Genomic DNA, 17,784 nt, shown 5'->3' on the forward strand with positions numbered 1-17,784 from the left:
CGCGCACGCCGATCCGGGCAGATGCCCAAGTCAACTCCGTACACCGGCAAGAGCAAGGCTTTCCACACGTGTGGGTGACGAGACGTAGTGGTGGCGTGACGTAGCGTTCACGGCGTGATCGAACCGCACGCGCCAGCCCCACCCGGCGCACCGCCGCCCTGGGGCGTCCAGGGCCGGGCGCGGCTGCCCGTCCGTCCGGGCACCGGCAGGTTCCTCGTCCTCGCGGGAGTGTTCGTCTGCGCGGCCTGTGGACTCGTGTACGAACTCGAACTCGTCGCCCTCGCCTCGTACTTGATCGGCGACTCCGTCACCCAGGCATCCGTCGTGCTCTCCGTCATGGTCTTCGCCATGGGCGTCGGTTCCCTCGCCGCGAAACGGCTGCGGCCGTGCGCCGCGGCCGGATTCGGCGCCGTCGAGGCGGTGCTCGCCCTGGTCGGCGGGTGCAGCGCGATGGCCCTGTACGCGGTGTTCGCCTGGACGGGCGGCTGGGGCGGCCCCTGGGCCGACGGCCCCCGCTGTCTGCTCGTGGTCTTCTCGCTCACCATCGGCCTGCTCATCGGCGCCGAGGTGCCGCTGCTCATGGAGCTGATACAGCGCATCCGCCGCCAGGACCCAGGCGGAGCGGTCGCGGACCTGTTCGCCGCGGACTACGTCGGCGCCCTCTTCGGCGGCCTCGCCTTCCCCTTCCTGCTGCTGCCCCAGTTCGGCCAGCTGACGGGCGCGCTGCTGACCGGAACGGTGAACGTGGCCGCCGGCGGCGCCCTCGTGCTCGGACTGTTCCGCGGCGACCTGACCCGCCGCGCCCGCTGGACCCTGGTCGTCGCCAACGTCCTCGTCCTCGGCCTCCTCGCCTCGGCCGCGACGCTGGTCGACGACTTCGAGCGGGCCGCGCGGCACGCCCTGTACGGGGCGGACGCGCGCGTCGCGCCGCGCACCGGTGTCCAGGAGGCCGTTCTCAGCGGGGGCGGCCACGGCCGTCCGCTCCGCTTCTTCCTCGACGGCCGGCTGCGCTTCAGCGGCCGTGACGAACGCCGCTACCACGAGGCGCTCGTCCACCCCGCGATGAACGGTCCGCACGCCCGCGTGCTCATCCTCGGCGGCGGCGACGGACTCGCCGCCCGCGAGGTGCTGCGCCATCCCGGGGTGCGCCGCGTCGACATCGTCGAACCCGACGCGGACGTGGTCCGGCTGGCGCGGGACGACGCCGCGCTGTCCGCACTCAACCGCCATGTGTACGACGATCCCCGCGTCCACGAGGTGACGACGGACGCCTTCGGCCGGCTGCGCGAGGACCGGTCGACGTACGACGTCGTCATCTCGGACCTGCCCGACCCGTGCGTCACCGCCGCCACCAAGCTGTACTCGCAGGAGTTCTACGGCCTCGCCCGGCGCGCGCTCGCCCCCGGCGGCCGGCTCGTGGTCCACGCGGGTCCGCCCGCCGGCCGGAACCGGGCCTTCTGGACGGTCGACGCCACGATCCGCGCGGCGGGCCTGTTCACCAGGCCCTACGGCGTCGGCCGCCAGGACTCCGGCCTCGCGGCCGGGACCGGCCGCCGCGTCGGCGGAACCCCGGGTCCCGCGGGCACGGGCGGGGCCGCGGACGACTGGGGTTTCGTCCTCGCCTCCCGTACACCCGCGCCCCTGCGCCTCGACCCCTCCTGCCCGCGCCCGCGCACCCTCACCCAGGCGGCCCTGACGGCGGACGCGCGCGCGGCCTCCCGCAGCCGCCCCCGCCGTCCGCTCCCGGCCTCCACACTGGTGCATCCGCGGTACACCGACTGAGGGCCCGACCCGGGAATCCGGGATACGCGGGTGCGGTCCGGGTCGTGCTGGGTAGGCTCGGCTGACATGGAGCATGAGGTGTTCGTTCCGTTTCCGGCCGGGCGGCTGCGAGAGGCACTGGCCGATCCCGTCCGGGTCGCCCGCGCGATCCCGGGTCTCCAGCAGGACGCGTCGGCGGCCACCGGCGGCGCGGGGTCCGCGGACGCGAGTTCGCCGGGCGTCTCCGGGCCCGGGCGAGGCGAGGGGCCTGGGCGAGGCGAGGGGGCCGCGCGGGTCGCCGGGCGGCTGAAGGTCCGCGTCGCCGGGCACACGATCACCTATCGCGGGGCGTTCCGCGTCACCGCGCAGGACGACGACACGTACGCCGTCGAGGGCGACGCCACGGAGGTGCGCGGCGGCGGTGCGGTGAAGCTCGCGCTGACCCTGCGGCTCCTTCCGGCCGACGGCGGGACCACCCTCGTGTTCGGCGGCACGGCCTCCGGCGACGGCCGGGTGGCGGAGCTCCCGCGGGACGCGGTGTCCTCGACGGGCCTGCGCCTGCTGACCCGTTTCGCCGAAATCCTGACCACCGACCTCGCGTCACCGTCCGGCCCGGTCTCGCGCTCGGGTTCGGTGTCCGGCCCCGCCTCCTCGGGCGGGTCCGGCGCCGAGCCGGGCGCGGCGCCCACGACTCCCCACCCGGAGCCGGGTACCGGCCCCGCCTCCGAGCCCGAAGCAGGGCCGGGCCGCGCCCCCGAACCGGACGCCGGGGCCCCGTCCACGTCCCGGCCCGAGCCCGGAGGCCTTCCGGGACGCGGCCTCGAACTCGAAGCCGAACTCGAAGCCGACGAACCCGCCTCCGACGCCGAACTCGAACCCGAACCGGAGTCCGACGTCGAACCCGAGCCCGAGTCCGAGTCCGACGCCGACGCGCCCCCCGGCTTCGAGGAGGACGTGACGTCCCCTTCCCCCGATCCGGTGGGCGAGGACGGCGCGTTCGACAGGGAGGACTTCGTGGCGGAAGCGGTGGGGCCGGGGCGGGCGGACGCGATGGCCGAGGCCGCGCACGCGCGCCGGACGATGATCGGACGCAGCGCCGAAGAGGTCGACCACGCCCCTCCGCGCGGCCGCTACGCCCCCGTCCCGCCCCCGGAGGCGACCGCGGCGCGTGTCACCCTCCGCTGGGCGGCCCCCGCCGCGGCCCTGGCGCTGGCCTCGGCGATCGCCCTGTCCCGGGCGCTGCGCAAACGTCGTTGAGGGCGGGAAGCCCCGCGGTCCTCCCGCCCCAGTAGGGTCGACTCCGTGAGTAACGAAGACATCACGCTGACCGCGGACGACGCGGAGGTGACCGTGTCGCCGGGCAACGGCGGACGGATCGGCAGTCTGCGGGTCGGCGGCGCCGAACTGCTGCGGCAGGGACCCAAGTTCGGGTGCTTCCCGATGGTCCCCTGGTGCGGGCGGATCCGGGACGGAAGATTCCTCGACGGCGCCACCGTCCGGCAGATGCCGCTCAACTCCCCGCCGCACGCCATCCACGGCACCGCCCGCGACGGCGCCTGGAGGACCGCGCGCGTCACCGCGGACGAGGCCGTGATCACGTACGACCTGGTCGAGCCCTGGCCGCATCCCGCCCGTGTCACCCAGGCGTTCGCCCTCGGCGGGGACGGCCTGACGGTCACCATGTCGGTGGAGACGTACGGGGAGTCGTTCCCGGCGCAGATCGGCTGGCACCCCTGGTTCAACAGGAACCTCGGGGACGGCGGCGAGGACGTCCGGGTCGACTTCCGGCCCGCCTGGCAGGAGGAGCGGGGCGACGACCACCTGCCCACCGGCCGCCGCGTCGATCCGGCGCCCGGCCCCTGGGACGACTGCTTCGGCATGCCGGAGGGCGTCGACGTCACCCTCACCTGGCCAGGGCGGCTGGAGCTGAAGGTCGCGAGCCGCGAGCAGTGGGCCGTCGTCTACGACGAGCAGGAGGCCGCCGTGTGCGTGGAGCCGCAGACGGGTCCGCCGAACGGGCTCAACACCCACCCCCGGCTGGTCACACCCATCGACCCCCTCGAAGCCACCACGGTCTGGAGCTGGCGGCGCCTCTAAGCTGGCCCCCATGAGTGACGTCAACGCAGGAACGCCGTCAGGCGCACGCGGCGAGCTGCTGAAGCAGATCAAGGACAAGGCCGTGGTGCACGGCAAGGTGACCCTCTCCTCGGGTCTTGAGGCCGACTACTACGTGGACCTGCGCCGGATCACGCTGGACGGCGAGGCCGCCCCGCTCGTCGGGCAGGTCCTCCTCGACCTCACCGCCGGCCTGGAGTTCGACGCGGTCGGCGGGCTGACCATGGGCGCCGACCCGGTCGCCGGGGCGATGCTGCACGCCGCCGCCGCGAACGGCCGCCGGCTGGACGCCTTCGTCGTCCGCAAGGCCGCCAAGGCGCACGGCCTCCAGCGCCGTGTCGAGGGTCCCGAGATCAAGGGGCGGCGCGTCCTCGTGGTCGAGGACACCTCGACCACGGGCGGCTCCCCGCTGGAGGCCGTCCAGGCCGTCCGGGAGGCCGGGGCCGAGGTCGTCGGTGTCGCCACGATCGTCGACCGCGCCACCGGCGCCGCCGAGAAGATCGAGGCCGGAGCCGGTGTCCCGTACCTCTTCGCCTACTCCAAGGGCGAGTTGGGGCTCGACTGACGACGCTCCCGCGGGACCCCGCCGACGGCCGGGTCCCGCATGTCGGATGGGGGTCTGGAGCATCCGGCGATGTCTGGAAAGATGGGGCCGACGATGATGTCGCCCCCCTAGGTCAGGGCCATAAGCACCAGTCCCGTCGTACCGCAGCAGCAGTACGCAGACCCGCACATACAAGGAGCGGACAGATGCCCATCGCAACCCCCGAGGTCTACAACGAGATGCTCGACCGGGCGAAGGCAGGCAAGTTCGCCTACCCGGCCATCAACGTGACCTCGTCCCAGACCCTGCACGCTGCGCTGCGCGGCTTCGCGGAGGCCGAGAGCGACGGCATCATCCAGATCTCCACCGGTGGCGCGGAGTTCCTGGGCGGCCAGCACAACAAGGACATGGTGACCGGCGCCGTCGCCCTCGCCGAGTTCGCGCACATCGTCGCCGCGAAGTACGACATCACGGTCGCACTGCACACGGACCACTGTCCCAAGGACAAGCTGGACGGCTACGTACGTCCGCTGATCGACGTCTCCGCCGCGCGCGTCGCCAAGGGCGAGAACCCGCTGTTCCAGTCCCACATGTGGGACGGCTCCGCCGAGACCCTCGCCGACAACCTGGCCATCGGCCAGGAGCTGCTCGCCAAGGCCGTCGCCGCGAAGATCATCCTTGAGGTCGAGATCACCCCGACCGGCGGCGAGGAGGACGGCGTCAGCCACGAGATCAACGACGAGCTGTACACGACCGTCGACGACGCGCTGCGCACCGCCGAGGCCCTGGGCCTGGGCGACAAGGGCCGCTACCTGCTCGCCGCGTCCTTCGGCAACGTCCACGGCGTGTACAAGCCGGGCAACGTCGTCCTGCGCCCCGAGCTCCTCAAGGACCTCCAGGAGGGTGTCGGCGCCAAGTACGGCAAGGCGAGCCCCTTCGACTTCGTCTTCCACGGCGGCTCCGGCTCCACCGCCGAGGAGATCGCCACCGCGCTGGAGAACGGCGTCGTGAAGATGAACCTCGACACCGACACCCAGTACGCCTTCACCCGTCCGGTCGTGGACCACATGTTCCGCAACTACGACGCTGTCCTGAAGGTCGACGGCGAGGTCGGCACCAAGTCGAAGTACGACCCGCGCACCTGGGGCAAGCTCGCCGAGGCGGGCATGGCCCAGCGTGTGACCGAGGCCTGCGCCGCCCTGCGTTCCACGGGCACCCGCCTCAAGTAGTCGACCGGGGACCCTCCGGTGTCGTACGACCGCACGGTGGCCGTCCCCCGGGAAGGGCCCGGCACCTGCCATGGTGCCGGGCCCTTCCGTATGCTCCGAGGTATGGCTGTGCCCGAGCGGGACGCATCGGACGGCAGATCCGGGGACGGCGGACCTGCGGACGGCAGACCTGCGGTACGGATCGCCTCCCCCACGGGGAAGTGGATCCTGCTGGCCACCGTCCTCGGCTCCAGCATGGCTCTGCTGGACTCGACCGTCGTCAACGTCGCCCTGCCCACCATCGGCCGTGACCTCGACGCGAGCCTCGCCGCCCTCCAGTGGACCGTGAACGGCTACATGCTGTCGCTGGCCGGGCTGATCCTGCTGGGCGGTTCGCTCGGTGACCGCTTCGGGCGCCGGAAGATCTTCGTCCTCGGGGTGGTGTGGTTCGCCGCCGCCTCGCTGCTGTGCGGGCTCGCCCCGGACGTGGGCGTGCTGATCGCGGCCCGGGTCCTCCAGGGGGTCGGCGGGGCGCTGCTCACCCCCGGTTCGCTGGCGATCATCCAGGCCTCCTTCCATCCGGACGACCGGTCCCGTGCCATCGGCCTGTGGTCGGGCTTCGGGGGCGTCGGAGCCGCGGTCGGGCCGTTCCTGGGCGGCTGGCTGGTGGACGGCCCCGGCTGGCGCTGGGTGTTCCTGCTGAACATCCCGGTCGCGCTGGTGTGCCTCCCGGTCGCCCTGCGCCATGTCCCGGAGTCCACCGGGGCCACCTTCCACGCGGGCGGGGCCGCGAGTGAGGCCGCGAGGGGGGCCGGGACCGAGGCGGAGGGCAGGGCCCGTCGCGGCTTCGACGTCCTCGGCGCGGTCCTCGGCGCGCTCTCGCTCGCCCTGGTGACGTACGCCCTGATCGAGGCCACGGGCGGTTCCCCGCTCGTCTGGGTGGCGGCGGTCGCGGGCGTGGCGGCGGGGGTGGCCTTCGTCCAGGTCGAGCGGCGGCGGCCCGACCCGATGATGCCCCTGGACATCTTCTCCTCGCGCCAGTTCACGGCCGTCAACCTGGTGACCCTGTGCGTCTACGCGGCCTTCGGCGGCTTCTTCTTCCTGACCGCGCTCCAGCTCCAGGTCGTGGCGGGCTACTCGGCGCTCCAGGCCGGCACGGCCCTGCTGCCGACCACCGTCCTGATGCTGCTCTTCTCCGCCCGCTCCGGTGAACTCTCCCAGCGCATCGGACCGCGTATCCCGCTGACCGTCGGGCCGCTGCTGTGCGCGGCGGGCATGCTGCTGATGCTGCGGGTGGGCAAGGACGCTTCGTACGTCGCCGACGTGCTGCCGGCGCTGCTGGTGATGGGCCTGGGCATGGTCACCCTGGTCGCGCCGCTGACCGCGACCGTCCTGGCCTCCGTGGACACCGGGCGGGCGGGTCTGGCCAGCGGGATCAACAACGCGGCGGCCCGCGCGGCCGGGCTCGTCGCCGTGGCCGCGCTTCCGCTGCTCACCGGGATGGGGCCGGAGGCCTACCGCTCGGCCGACGCCTTCGACGCGGCCTTCCGCCGGGCCATGCCGCTGTGCGCGGGGGTGCTCGTGGTCGGGGCGGTGCTGGCCTTCACGACCGTCCGCCGTCCGCCGCCCGGCTGCCTGCGCCCCGAGTGCCGCAGGCACGGCTCGCTGACGACACCCCCACTGGAACCGGAACACTCCCGGGGCGTCCTCGGGGGCCGCGGCTCCCCCGGGGCCCCGCCTTCCGGCGCGGGTCCGGCTTCGTGACCGTGCCGAAGCTGTCGATCCGGCAGGCGATCAGCGATCAGCGATCAGCGATCAGGGGTCGGCGATCGGTGTCCGCAGGGCGATTCCCCGGTCGGCGTGACCACGTCCGAATGGTGCCGGTCGCGGTCCCGCTCCGGAACGGATCGTTCCCCGGCTGCCGCGGGCAAGCGTTACCGATCACGGCCGATGCAGCAGACTGGAACCCATGACGATTCACGAGAACCTCCTCGGGGGACCGCCCCCGACCCGTCTGCCCGACGACCCGGAGCCGCGCGAGCTCCTCGCGAACGGCACGGCCCCCGCCGATGTCGCCGCGAAGTACCCGACCTCCTCGATCGCCTGGGCGCAGCTCGCCGACGACGCGTTCGAGCGGGGCAGCGTCGTCGAGTCGTACGCCTACGCGCGTACGGGCTACCACCGCGGTCTTGACGCCCTGCGGCGCAACGGCTGGAAGGGCCACGGCCCGGTGCCCTGGGAGCACGAGCCCAACCGCGGCTTCCTGCGCGCCCTGCACGGCCTCGCCCGCGCCGCGCAGGCGATCGGCGAGCAGGAGGAGTACGAGCGCTGCTCGCAGTTCCTGAAGGACTCCTCGGAGACGGCGGCCCAGACCCTGGGCTAGGTCGCGCTCCTCGGTGCGGGGCCTCCCTGTGAGGCCTCCCAAGCGGGTCCGTCTGGTGTGACCAGGCGGACCTTGCGGTTTCGGGGGACGATTGTGGAGGATGCCCGGTGGGGACCGGGGCCCCCGTGTCGGTAACGGCAGGGGCGGACCGCTACCCGGAGCACGATTCAGGGAGACAGCGATGTCCCACCAGGCTCAGCCCGCGCAGGCTCAGGAGCCCGAGACCCCGCATCTCGACTTCCAGGGCACGACCCCGTACGAGGACTACGTACAGGCGGACGTGCTCACCCACCTCCAGCACACCCTCTCCGACGACCCCGGAGAGATGGTCTTCCTGGTGACGACCCAGGTCATGGAGCTGTGGTTCACCGTCATCGTGCACGAGTGGGAGACCGCGGCCAAGGCGCTGCGCGCGGACGACATCCCCGTCGCGGTGGCCGCGCTGAAGCGGTCCGTGCGTGAGCTGGAGGCGCTCAACGCGTCCTGGCGTCCGCTCGGACAGCTCACCCCCGCGCAGTTCAACTCCTACCGCTCGGCCCTCGGCGAGGGCTCCGGCTTCCAGTCGGCGATGTACCGGCGCATGGAGTTCCTGCTCGGCGAGAAGTCCGCGTCGATGCTCGTCCCGCACCGGGGCGCGCCCCGCGTGTACGCCGAGCTGGAGAAGGCGCTGCACGAGCCGAGCCTCTACGACGAGGTGCTGCGGCTGCTCGCGCGGCGCGGGCACGTGATCCCGGCCGCCGTGCTGGACCGTGACGTGTCGCTGCGCTACGAACCCGTCCCCGAGGTGCAGGCCGTGTGGACGGCCCTGTACGCCGGTGACGACAGCGACGAACTCGCGCGCCTGGGCGAGGCGTTGACCGATGTCGCCGAACTGGTGTGGCGCTGGCGCAACGACCATCTCGTCGCGACGCGGCGGGCGATGGGCTCGAAGACCGGCACGGGCGGCTCCGCCGGAGTGGCCTGGCTGGAGAAGCGCGCGCAGAAGAACGTCTTCCCCGAGCTGTGGACAGCGAGGTCCTATGTCTGAGCGAGCCCAGGTGCCCGCGCTCACCGCGCGGGCGGCGGAACTGGACGCGGCCGACGAACTCGCCGCCCTGCGCAAGCGGTTCGTGCTCGACGACGTGGTGTACCTGGACGGGAACTCGCTCGGCGCGCTGCCGGTCGAGGTCTCCGGCCGGGTCGAGGACGTCGTGCGCAGGCAGTGGGGCCAGCTGCGCATCCGCTCCTGGGACGAGAGCGGCTGGTGGACCGCGCCCGAGCGGATCGGCGACCGGATCGCCCCGCTGGTCGGCGCGGCGCCCGGACAGATCGTGGTCGGCGACTCGACCAGCGTGAACGTCTTCAAGGCCCTGGTGGGCGCGGTACGGCTGGCGGGCGAGGGGCGCGACGAGATCCTCGTCGACGCGACGACGTTCCCGACGGACGGGTACATCGCCGCGTCGGCCGCCCGGATGACGGGCTGCGAGCTGCGCCCGGTCGACCCGGACGAGCTGTCCTCGGCCCTCGGCCCCCGTACGGCCGCCGTGCTGCTCAACCACGTCGACTACCGCACCGGCCGGTGCTACGACCTGCCCGCCCTCACCGCCGCGATCCACGCGGCGGGCGCGCTCGCCGTCTGGGACCTGTGCCACACCGCGGGCGCCCTGCCGGTCGGTCTCGACGAGCACGGGGTGGACCTGGCGGTCGGCTGCACCTACAAGTACCTGAACGGCGGCCCGGGTTCACCCGCGTACCTCTACGTCCGCGCGGAACTCCAGGACCGTTTCGACTCCCCGCTGCCCGGCTGGAACTCGCACGCCGAGCCCTTCGCCATGAGCTCCTCGTACGAGCCGGCGCCGGGTGCGCTGCGCGGGCGGGTCGGCACCCCGGACATCCTGTCGATGCTGGCCCTGGAAGCGGCCCTTGAGGTGTGGGACGGCGTCTCCATCGAGAGCGTCCGCGCCAAGTCGCTCGCCCTGACGGACTTCTTCCTGGAGTGTGTCGCGGCGTACGTGCCCGAGGGCAGGGTCGAGTCGGTGACCCCCTCCGCCCACGCGGAACGGGGCAGCCAGGTGGCCCTGCGCTGCGCGGACGCGGGCGCGGTCATGAAGCGCCTGATCGACCGGGGCGTCGTGGGCGACTTCCGCCATCCGGACATCCTCCGCTTCGGCTTCACTCCCTTGTACGTGGGCTTCGCGGACGCGGAACGCGCGGCGCGGATCCTGTCGGAGACGCTCGGCTGAGAAGGTTTCACCCCCTCCGGCGTTTGAGGAGCGGGGGTCCGGGGGCGGAGCCCCAGGTACGGGAAGGGTAGGGGCGGAGGGGGCGAAATCCCCTCCGCCCCTACCCGTACGCCGGATACCCGAACAGCTCGGCCCATGTCACCGGCCTGATACCGTCCCCGCAAACGGCCGAATTGTTCCCTCGTCGGCCAATTCCGTTTCACCGCTGAGAGGTTGGAGCATGCAGGACGACGCCGCATCCCGGGACGCCGACGGCGGCGGAGGCGGCGACACCGACGCCGTCGCGCGCGACGCCGCCGAGGAGGCGTCCGCCTTCTCGCACCCGGCCGTGGACCCGGACGTCACCCTGGCGTACGGCGACCACCCCGACCAGGTGATCGACTTCTATGCCCCGCGCGACCCCGATCCGGCGGTCCCCGCTCCTGTCGTGGCCGTGCTGCACGGCGGCGCCTGGCGTGCCCCGTACGACCGGCGCCACATCACCCCGTTCGCCGACTTCCTGACCCGGCGCGGTTTCGCCGTGGCGAACGTCGAGTACCGCCGCGGAGAGGCGCCGGCCCCCGCTCCCGGCGGGTCCGTGATCCCGGCGCAGAGCGGCCCCGCGGACCCCGGACGGGACGGCGCGGCCTCGTCCGGGTCCGACGCCACCGCCCCGGCGGCTCCGGTCGCCGGCCGCTGGCCCGACACCTTCGACGACGCGGCGGCCGCACTCGACGCGCTGCCCGCACTGGTCCGCCGGGCACTCCCGCAGGCCGACCCCGGGCGCATCGTGATCACCGGGCACTCGGCGGGAGGTCACCTGGCGCTCTGGGCCGCGGCCCGGCACCTGCTGCCCGAGGACGCGCCCTGGCGCACGGACCGCCCCGCACCCCTGCGCGGCGTCGTCGCCCTCGCGCCGATCGCCGACTTCGAGGTCGCGGAGAAGCTCGCCGTCTGCGGCGGTGCCTCCCGTCAACTCCTCGGCGGAGAAGCCACGTTCGCGGAACGTCTGCCGTACGCCGACCCGGTGCGGCTGCTGCCCACCGGCATCGCCACCACGATCGTCCAGGGCCGCACCGACCTCGTCGTCCCGCAGGCGGTCGCCGAGTCGTACGCGGACGCGGCGGCCAGGGCCGGCGAGGTGGTGGGGCTGACGCTGCTGGAGGACGTCGGCCACTTCCCCCTGATCGACCCGGCCGCCGACGCCTGCGCCGTGGTCGCGGAGGAGATCGCCCAACTCGCCTGGTAGTACCGGACCCCGTCATACCCGTAGTACCTGAGAGGTACGTCTCGAATGGGGTCCGCAGCGGGACGCGGACGACAGACGACGATCCGTAATTTCCCTTTCCAGTGACGCCCGACGACCGGGCGGACGGGGAGGGACGGACAGCATGGATCACCGCTCCACACCGGCCACCGGGCGGAGAGAACACACACCCGCGGCCCCGCACCCCCGGACCGAAGACCGGACGACCCACCGGACGCGGCGGACACCGCTCACCGGCCGGCCGCGCGGGACACGGCTCACCCGAAGGCCGCGCGGGACACCGCTCACCGGCCGGCCGCGCCGGACGGGACTCGTCCGCCGGCTGCGGCGCACGCTGCTCGCCGCCCTCGTCACCGCCGCGGTCGTCGTCCCGGTGTCGGCCGCGGCGCGCCCCCGGATCCCCGCACCGCCACCCGCGGTCCTCCCGGCGCCGACGGCCTCGAACCTGGACCGGGCGTACGAGGCCAACCGGGCGGACGCCGCGGAGGCGGCCCGGATGGCGGCCGCCCACGGTGACCGCACCCGGGCCGCCGCCGACCGGGCCATGGCCGCGCCCTCCCGCCGTCTCCTTTTCTACGACGGCCGCGGTCCCGGCCGTGCCGTCGAGGTCTTCGGCGACCTCGCCCACGCCGACCGCGTGGCCGTCCTGGTCCCCGGCTCGGACACCACGCTGGAGACGTACGGCCGGTTCCGCGCGGGCGCCCTCGCCCTGCACCGGCGCCTCGGCCCGCGCGGTGCCGTCCTCGCCTGGCTCGGATACGAGACACCCGGCACCGTGAGCACGACGGTCCTGACGACCGACCGCGCCGAGCAGGCGGCTCCCCTGCTGAAGGCGTTCCTGCACCGGCTGCGCGGAGTCGTCGGCCCGTCGGCGCGCATCTCCCTGCTCTGCCACTCGTACGGCTCGGTGGTCTGCGGCCGGGCCGCCCCGGGGCTGGACGTGAGCGACCTCGTCGTCATGGGCAGTCCGGGCACCGGCGCCCCCTCGGCCGCCGCTCTGCACACCTCCGCCCGCGTCTGGGCCGCCCGCGGCTCCGCCGACTGGGTCGCGCACGTCCCGCACACGAGCGCCGACCTCTTCGGCACGACCGTCGGCTTCGGCACCGACCCGGTGTCCCCCTCCTTCGGCGCCCGGGTCTTCGAGGCGGGCGCCGCCGGTCACAGCGACTACTTCGCGCCGGGTTCCGTATCCCTGGCCAACCTCACCCGCATCGTCCTCGGCGACACCCCGGAGGTACCCCGTGCGTGACCGGACCGGCACGACCGAACGGAAGGGCACGACCGCGCGGAAGGGCGCGACCGGCACCACAGCCCTGACCGGCTTACGGACCGCGGTCCACCGCGTCGACCGGGCCACCCCCGGCGACCGGGACCGCGCCGTGGACGCCCTGCGCGCCCTCGCGATCCTCGGCGTGGTCCTGGGCCACTGGCTGGTGACCGCGCTCGTCACGGACGGCGGCGCGCTGCGTACGGCGAGCCCGCTGCGGTACATGCCCTGGCTGACCCCGGTGTCCTGGACCTTCCAGACGCTCGCCGTGTTCTTCCTCGTGGGCGGCCATGTGGCGACCAGGAGCTACGCGTCGGCGCGGGCCCGCGGCACGACGTACGGGCAGTGGCTGCGCGCCCGCATGGGCCGGCTGCTGCGGCCGGTGGCGGCGGTGCTCACCTTCTGGACGGTGGCGACCGCCGGCCTGCTCGTGTCCGGCGCGGGCTTCCGCACGGTGCACACCCTGGTGAAACTGGCGCTGTCCCCGCTCTGGTTCCTGGTGGTCTTCGCCGGACTGACCGCGGCGACACCACTGCTGACCCGGCTGAACCCGCTGTGGCCGCTGGCCGTCGTCCTCCATGTGGACGTCGTCCGCTTCGGCCTCGGCGGCCCGGCCTGGATCGGCTGGGTGAACGTCGCGGCGGGCTGGCTGGTGCCGTACACCCTGGGCGCCGCCTGGACCCGCGGCGAGCTGGAGCGGCGGCGCGCGGGCTGGGTGCTGTTCGGCGGCGGCGCGGTGGCCACGGCCGCCCTCGTGGCGTGGGCCGGCTATCCGGCGTCCATGGTCGGCGTACCGGGGGCCGCGGTCTCCAACCTGGACCCGCCGACGCTGGCCGCGGTGACCTTCGGTCTCGCCCAGTGCGGACTCGCCCTGCTGCTGCGCGAGCCGCTGCGCCGGGGGATGCGGCGCCCCGTGCTCTGGGCCGGCATCGCCTTCGCCAACCTCTCCGCGATGACGATATTCCTCTGGCACCAGACGTCCCTGATGGCGGTGACCGCGCTCGGCCTGTTCGTGGGCCGGCTCCCCGGCCTGCACACCGTCCCCGACTCCCTGGTCTGGGTGGCCGCGCGAGCCGCCTGGCTGCCCGTCTTCGGCTGCGCCCTCACCCTGTGCCGGCTCGCCTTCGGCGTCCACGAGCGGGGACCCCGCCACCCCGCCGGGCGCCGGTCCCGCGTGGTCCGCGTTCGGCGGACCCCTCCCCGTAGTACCTGAGACGGATCCCCGAGGACCCTCCTCGCAGGTGACGACTGCGCCCCCCGTCCGGCCTACCGTTCTGAACGTGACCGAGACGACCCAGACGCAGACGATGTCCCCGCCCCCCGGCGGTGCCGGGGCCAAACCCCGCAGCCCGGAGTACCGCCTCGCGGCGGGCGCCGTCCGCGGCCTGCGGGAGGACATGTTCCACGACGCCTTCGCCTACCGCCCGCTCCGGCGCATGCGCACGGACGGCCCCATCACCCGGCGCCTGTCCGCGGGCCTGCGCAGGTACGCCGCCTGGACCCCGCACGCGACGGTGGCCGCGGCGGGCCTGCTGGCCATGGCCGCCGGCTCCTCCGCCGCCGGCGGCCCCGGCGGTGGATCGTTCGCGTCCCTGCTGTGCGGGCTCCTCGCCCTGCTCCCGGTCCTGGCGACCCTCGTCCGCCCGATCGGCGCCTTCTGGTTCTCGATCGCGGCGGTCCCGGTCGTCTCCGTGTTCGACGGCGCGTGGGGCGACTGGCCGTGGGCGCCCGGCAGCTTCGTGGCGCACGTCACCGTACTGACGGTCGTCGCCCTGCGGTCGCGTCCCCGCGTCGCGGCCTGGATGTGGCTGCTGACCGCGGCGTACAGCCTGACGGCCGAGACCGTCTTCGGCGGGGGCTACTACAACGCCAACTCCTTCCCGCTCCTCTTCGTCTCCGCGCTCGCCCTTCTGATCGTCACCGTCCGGAACATCCGCAAGGAGGCCGCACAGGAGGTCACGGCCCACCAGTCGGAGACGGCCCAGGAACGTTCACGGCGCACCCTGCTCGAAGAGCGCACGACGATTGCCCGCGAACTGCACGACGTGGTCGCCCACCACATGTCGGTGGTCGCCATCCAGGCGGAGGCCGCGCCCTACCGGGTGGAGAACCCACCCCCTGAGCTGGAACAGGCCTTTGTCACGATCCGGGAGAACGCGGTCGCGGCGCTGACCGAACTGCGCCGGGTGCTGGGCGTGGTCAGGGCGGAGGACTACGAGGCGCCGGACGCCCCGCAGCCCACCCTCGCCGATCTGGACCGGCTCCTCGCCAATGTGCGGGACGCGGGTCTGACCGTGGAGAAGGTGGTCACCGGCGCGGTGCGCGACCTTCCGCAGGGCGTCGAACTCTCGGCGTACCGCATCGTGCAGGAGGCGCTCAGCAACGCCTTGCGGCACGCGCCGGGAGCGTCGGCCCGCGTGGAGATCGGCTACGTTCTCGGCGGACTCGGCCTGCGCATAGTCAACGGCCCCGCGCCGGTGACGACCCTGGAGAAGTCGACGCACGGAGCGGGACACGGCATCACGGGCATGCGCGAGCGGGTCACGATGCTGGACGGCGAGATGACGACGGGCCCCATGGACGACGGAGGGTACGAGGTGGCGGTGTTCCTGCCGGTGCCCTCGGGGGAGGAGAACGGATGACGGGCGACACGCGTCGCGCGATCCGTGTGCTGATCGCCGACGACCAGATGATGGTCCGCGAGGGCTTCTCCGTGCTGCTCGGCGCGATGCCCGACATCGAGGTGGTCGGCGAGGCGGTCGACGGCCGGGAGGCCGTCGACCGGGTCCGCGAACTGCAACCGGACGTCGTCCTGATGGACATCCGCATGCCGGAGATGAACGGCATCGACGCGACCCGGGAGATCGTCGCCGCGGACGGCGCCGCGAAGGTGCTGGTGCTGACGACGTTCGACCTCGACGAGTACGTGTACCAGGCGCTGCGCGCGGGGGCCTCCGGCTTCCTGCTCAAGGACGCCTCGGCCCGCCAGCTCGCCGACGGGGTGAGGGTCGTGTCGGCCGGGGAGGCGCTGCTCGCCCCCTCGGTCACCAAGCGGCTGATCACGGAGTTCTCCAAGCTCGCGGAGGAACCCCGGCTGTCGGCGGCGCACGGGGCGTACGGGGACCTGACCGACCGGGAGACGGAGGTGCTGGTGCTGATCGCGCAGGGGCTGTCGAACGCGGAGATCGCCGAGCGGCTCGTCGTCGCGGAGTCGACGATCAAGACCCATGTGAGCCGCATCCTGGTGAAGCTGGGGCTCCGGGACCGGACCCAGGCGGCGGTGTTCGCGTACGAGGCGCGGCTGGTCACTCCCCGCTGACGGCGTCCGGCGCTCGCAGTGGAGGTCGGCCCTGGTCAGCGGGGGGTGGGCCGGGCTAGCGTCCGTTCATGGCAGCTTTGGAGAGTTCGCGGGCCTTCGACCCGTGGGATCCGGCCTTCCTGGCGGACCCGTATCCGGCGTACGAGGAACTGCGTGCGCGAGGCCGGGTGCACTACTACGAGCCGACGAACCAGTGGCTGGTGCCGCACCACGCGGAGGTGTCGGCACTGCTGCGGGACCGCCGGCTGGGCCGGACGTATCAGCACCGGTTCACGCACGAGGACTTCGGGCGGACGGCGCCGCCGCCGGAGCACGAGCCCTTCCATGTGCTCAACGACCACGGGATGCTCGATCTGGAACCCCCGGACCACACCCGGATCCGGCGGCTGGTGTCGAAGGCGTTCACCCCCCGCACGGTGGAACGACTGAAGCCGTACGTGGAGGGCCTGGCGGGCGAACTGGTCGACCGGCTGGTGGAGGCAGGAGGTGGGGACCTGCTGACCGACGTGGCGGAACCGCTGCCGGTGTCCGTGATCGCCGAGATGCTGGGTGTCCCGGACTCCGAACGGGCACCTCTGCGGCCCTGGTCGGCGGACATCTGCGGAATGTACGAACTGAATCCGACCGAGGACACGGCACGCAGGGCCGTGCGGGCGTCGGAGGAGTTCACCGAATATCTGCGCGGGCTCATCGAGGCCCGCCGCAAGGAGCCGGCGGACGATCTGATCTCGGGGCTCATCGCGGCGCACGACGAGGGCGACCGGCTCACCGAGCAGGAGATGATCTCCACCTGTGTGCTGCTGCTGAACGCGGGGCACGAGGCCACGGTCAACGCCACCGTGAACGGCTGGTGGACCCTGTTCCGCCATCCCGCGCAGCTGGCGGCCCTGCGGGCGGACCACGCGCTGATCCCCACGGCGGTGGAGGAGCTGATGCGCTACGACACCCCGCTCCAGCTCTTCGAGCGCTGGGTCCTGGACGACATCGAGATCGACGGTACGACGATTCCGCGGGGCGCCGAGATAGCGATGCTCTTCGGTTCCGCGAACCATGACGCCGAGGCGTTCGCGAACCCGGAGACGCTGGACCTGTCCCGGACGGAGAATCCGCACATCTCCTTCAGCGCCGGTATCCACTACTGCATCGGCGCTCCGCTGGCCCGGCTCGAACTGGCCGCGTCGATGACGGCCCTGCTGACGAAGGCCCCGGGCCTGGCTCTCGCCGCGGAACCCGTCCGTAAGCCGAACTTCGTGATCCGCGGCCTTGAGGGTCTGTCGGTCGCGGTCTGAGGGCCGGCACCGCTCCCGCCCGGCGGCGCGCCCCGCTCACCTCGACGGGCCGCGCCGCCGCTCACCGCTCCCGTAAAAGATCTTGACAGGAGCGGGTTGACACTGCCCTGGCGGATCCGTAAAGTTCTCCGAGTTGTCGCGGGACCGGAACGGTTCTGCGGTGGCACCTCCGCCGCTGTAGCGGCAATCAAACCATCAGCACGATCTCCCAGCCGGGATGAATTCGGCGTGTCCGAATTCAATTCGATTGGGGCCTGGCGGCCCGATTAGGAACTGCCGGGAAGATCCGCTAAAGTTTGAGACGTCGGAACGGCCCAACAGCCGGGAAGACAAACCCCGCTGACTGGGAGTCAGGCCCGAAAGAGTCTGATAGAGTCGGAAACGCAAGACCGAAGGGAAGCGCCCGGAGGAAAGCCCGAGAGGGTGAGTA

The 17,784-nt window shown here is 73.0% G+C and carries 15 protein-coding genes; all 15 read left to right on the forward strand.

Going from position 1 to position 17,784, the window contains the following annotated elements; genetic code table 11:
- The first annotated feature begins 114 nt into the window (after positions 1–114).
- The 15 genes from ACZ4AA_RS36020 (at position 115) to ACZ4AA_RS36090 (ending at position 17,354) form a co-directional block, all read left to right on the forward strand.
- A complete protein-coding gene (locus tag ACZ4AA_RS36020) occupies positions 115–1,782 on the forward strand; it encodes a polyamine aminopropyltransferase (protein ID WP_467612142.1) in 1,668 nt (555 codons plus the stop codon).
- A 66-nt stretch (positions 1,783–1,848) separates the two neighbouring features.
- A complete protein-coding gene (locus tag ACZ4AA_RS36025) occupies positions 1,849–3,018 on the forward strand; it encodes an SRPBCC family protein (protein ID WP_467612145.1) in 1,170 nt (389 codons plus the stop codon).
- A gap of 45 nt (positions 3,019–3,063) precedes the next feature.
- Complete coding sequence (locus ACZ4AA_RS36030; protein ID WP_467612148.1) at positions 3,064–3,858, forward strand: aldose epimerase family protein; 795 nt, start codon at positions 3,064–3,066, stop codon at positions 3,856–3,858.
- Positions 3,859–3,868: 10 nt separating this feature from the next.
- The gene (pyrE, locus tag ACZ4AA_RS36035; RefSeq protein WP_467612151.1) at positions 3,869–4,441 is read left to right on the forward strand and encodes an orotate phosphoribosyltransferase; all 573 of its coding nucleotides are present in this window, start codon (positions 3,869–3,871) and stop codon (positions 4,439–4,441) included.
- Between the two features lie 185 nt (positions 4,442–4,626).
- The gene (gene fbaA, locus ACZ4AA_RS36040; RefSeq protein WP_467612154.1) at positions 4,627–5,649 is read left to right on the forward strand and encodes a class II fructose-bisphosphate aldolase; all 1,023 of its coding nucleotides are present in this window, start codon (positions 4,627–4,629) and stop codon (positions 5,647–5,649) included.
- Positions 5,650–5,751: 102 nt separating this feature from the next.
- Entirely contained in the window at positions 5,752–7,392 is a 1,641-nt protein-coding gene (locus ACZ4AA_RS36045) for an MFS transporter (RefSeq protein ID WP_467612157.1), read from the forward strand.
- Positions 7,393–7,597: 205 nt separating this feature from the next.
- The gene (locus tag ACZ4AA_RS36050; RefSeq protein WP_467612160.1) at positions 7,598–8,011 is read left to right on the forward strand and encodes a DUF3151 domain-containing protein; all 414 of its coding nucleotides are present in this window, start codon (positions 7,598–7,600) and stop codon (positions 8,009–8,011) included.
- Positions 8,012–8,192: 181 nt separating this feature from the next.
- A complete protein-coding gene (locus tag ACZ4AA_RS36055; RefSeq protein ID WP_467612163.1) occupies positions 8,193–9,038 on the forward strand; it encodes a tryptophan 2,3-dioxygenase family protein in 846 nt (281 codons plus the stop codon).
- Positions 9,031–10,233 (forward strand): kynureninase, encoded by a 1,203-nt coding sequence (gene kynU, locus ACZ4AA_RS36060; protein ID WP_467612166.1) that lies wholly within the window; start codon positions 9,031–9,033, stop codon positions 10,231–10,233. The genes ACZ4AA_RS36055 and kynU overlap by 8 nt, the downstream gene beginning before the upstream one ends.
- A 220-nt stretch (positions 10,234–10,453) precedes the next feature.
- Positions 10,454–11,461, forward strand: coding sequence for an alpha/beta hydrolase family protein (locus tag ACZ4AA_RS36065; RefSeq protein WP_467612169.1), 1,008 nt, complete (start codon positions 10,454–10,456; stop codon positions 11,459–11,461).
- Positions 11,462–11,603: 142 nt separating this feature from the next.
- Positions 11,604–12,728, forward strand: coding sequence for an alpha/beta hydrolase (locus tag ACZ4AA_RS36070; protein WP_467612172.1), 1,125 nt, complete (start codon positions 11,604–11,606; stop codon positions 12,726–12,728).
- A gap of 64 nt (positions 12,729–12,792) precedes the next feature.
- Positions 12,793–13,959, forward strand: coding sequence for an acyltransferase family protein (locus ACZ4AA_RS36075; RefSeq protein ID WP_467612186.1), 1,167 nt, complete (start codon positions 12,793–12,795; stop codon positions 13,957–13,959).
- Positions 13,960–14,026: 67 nt separating this feature from the next.
- The gene (locus tag ACZ4AA_RS36080) at positions 14,027–15,388 is read left to right on the forward strand and encodes a sensor histidine kinase (RefSeq protein ID WP_467612175.1); all 1,362 of its coding nucleotides are present in this window, start codon (positions 14,027–14,029) and stop codon (positions 15,386–15,388) included.
- The gene (locus ACZ4AA_RS36085; RefSeq protein ID WP_467612178.1) at positions 15,385–16,065 is read left to right on the forward strand and encodes a response regulator; all 681 of its coding nucleotides are present in this window, start codon (positions 15,385–15,387) and stop codon (positions 16,063–16,065) included. Before ACZ4AA_RS36080 ends, ACZ4AA_RS36085 begins: the two co-directional genes overlap by 4 nt.
- A gap of 68 nt (positions 16,066–16,133) precedes the next feature.
- Complete coding sequence (locus ACZ4AA_RS36090; protein WP_467612181.1) at positions 16,134–17,354, forward strand: cytochrome P450; 1,221 nt, start codon at positions 16,134–16,136, stop codon at positions 17,352–17,354.
- Positions 17,355–17,784 lie beyond the last annotated feature (430 nt).

It is taken from the genome of Streptomyces sp. NPDC024698 (assembly GCF_055559015.1).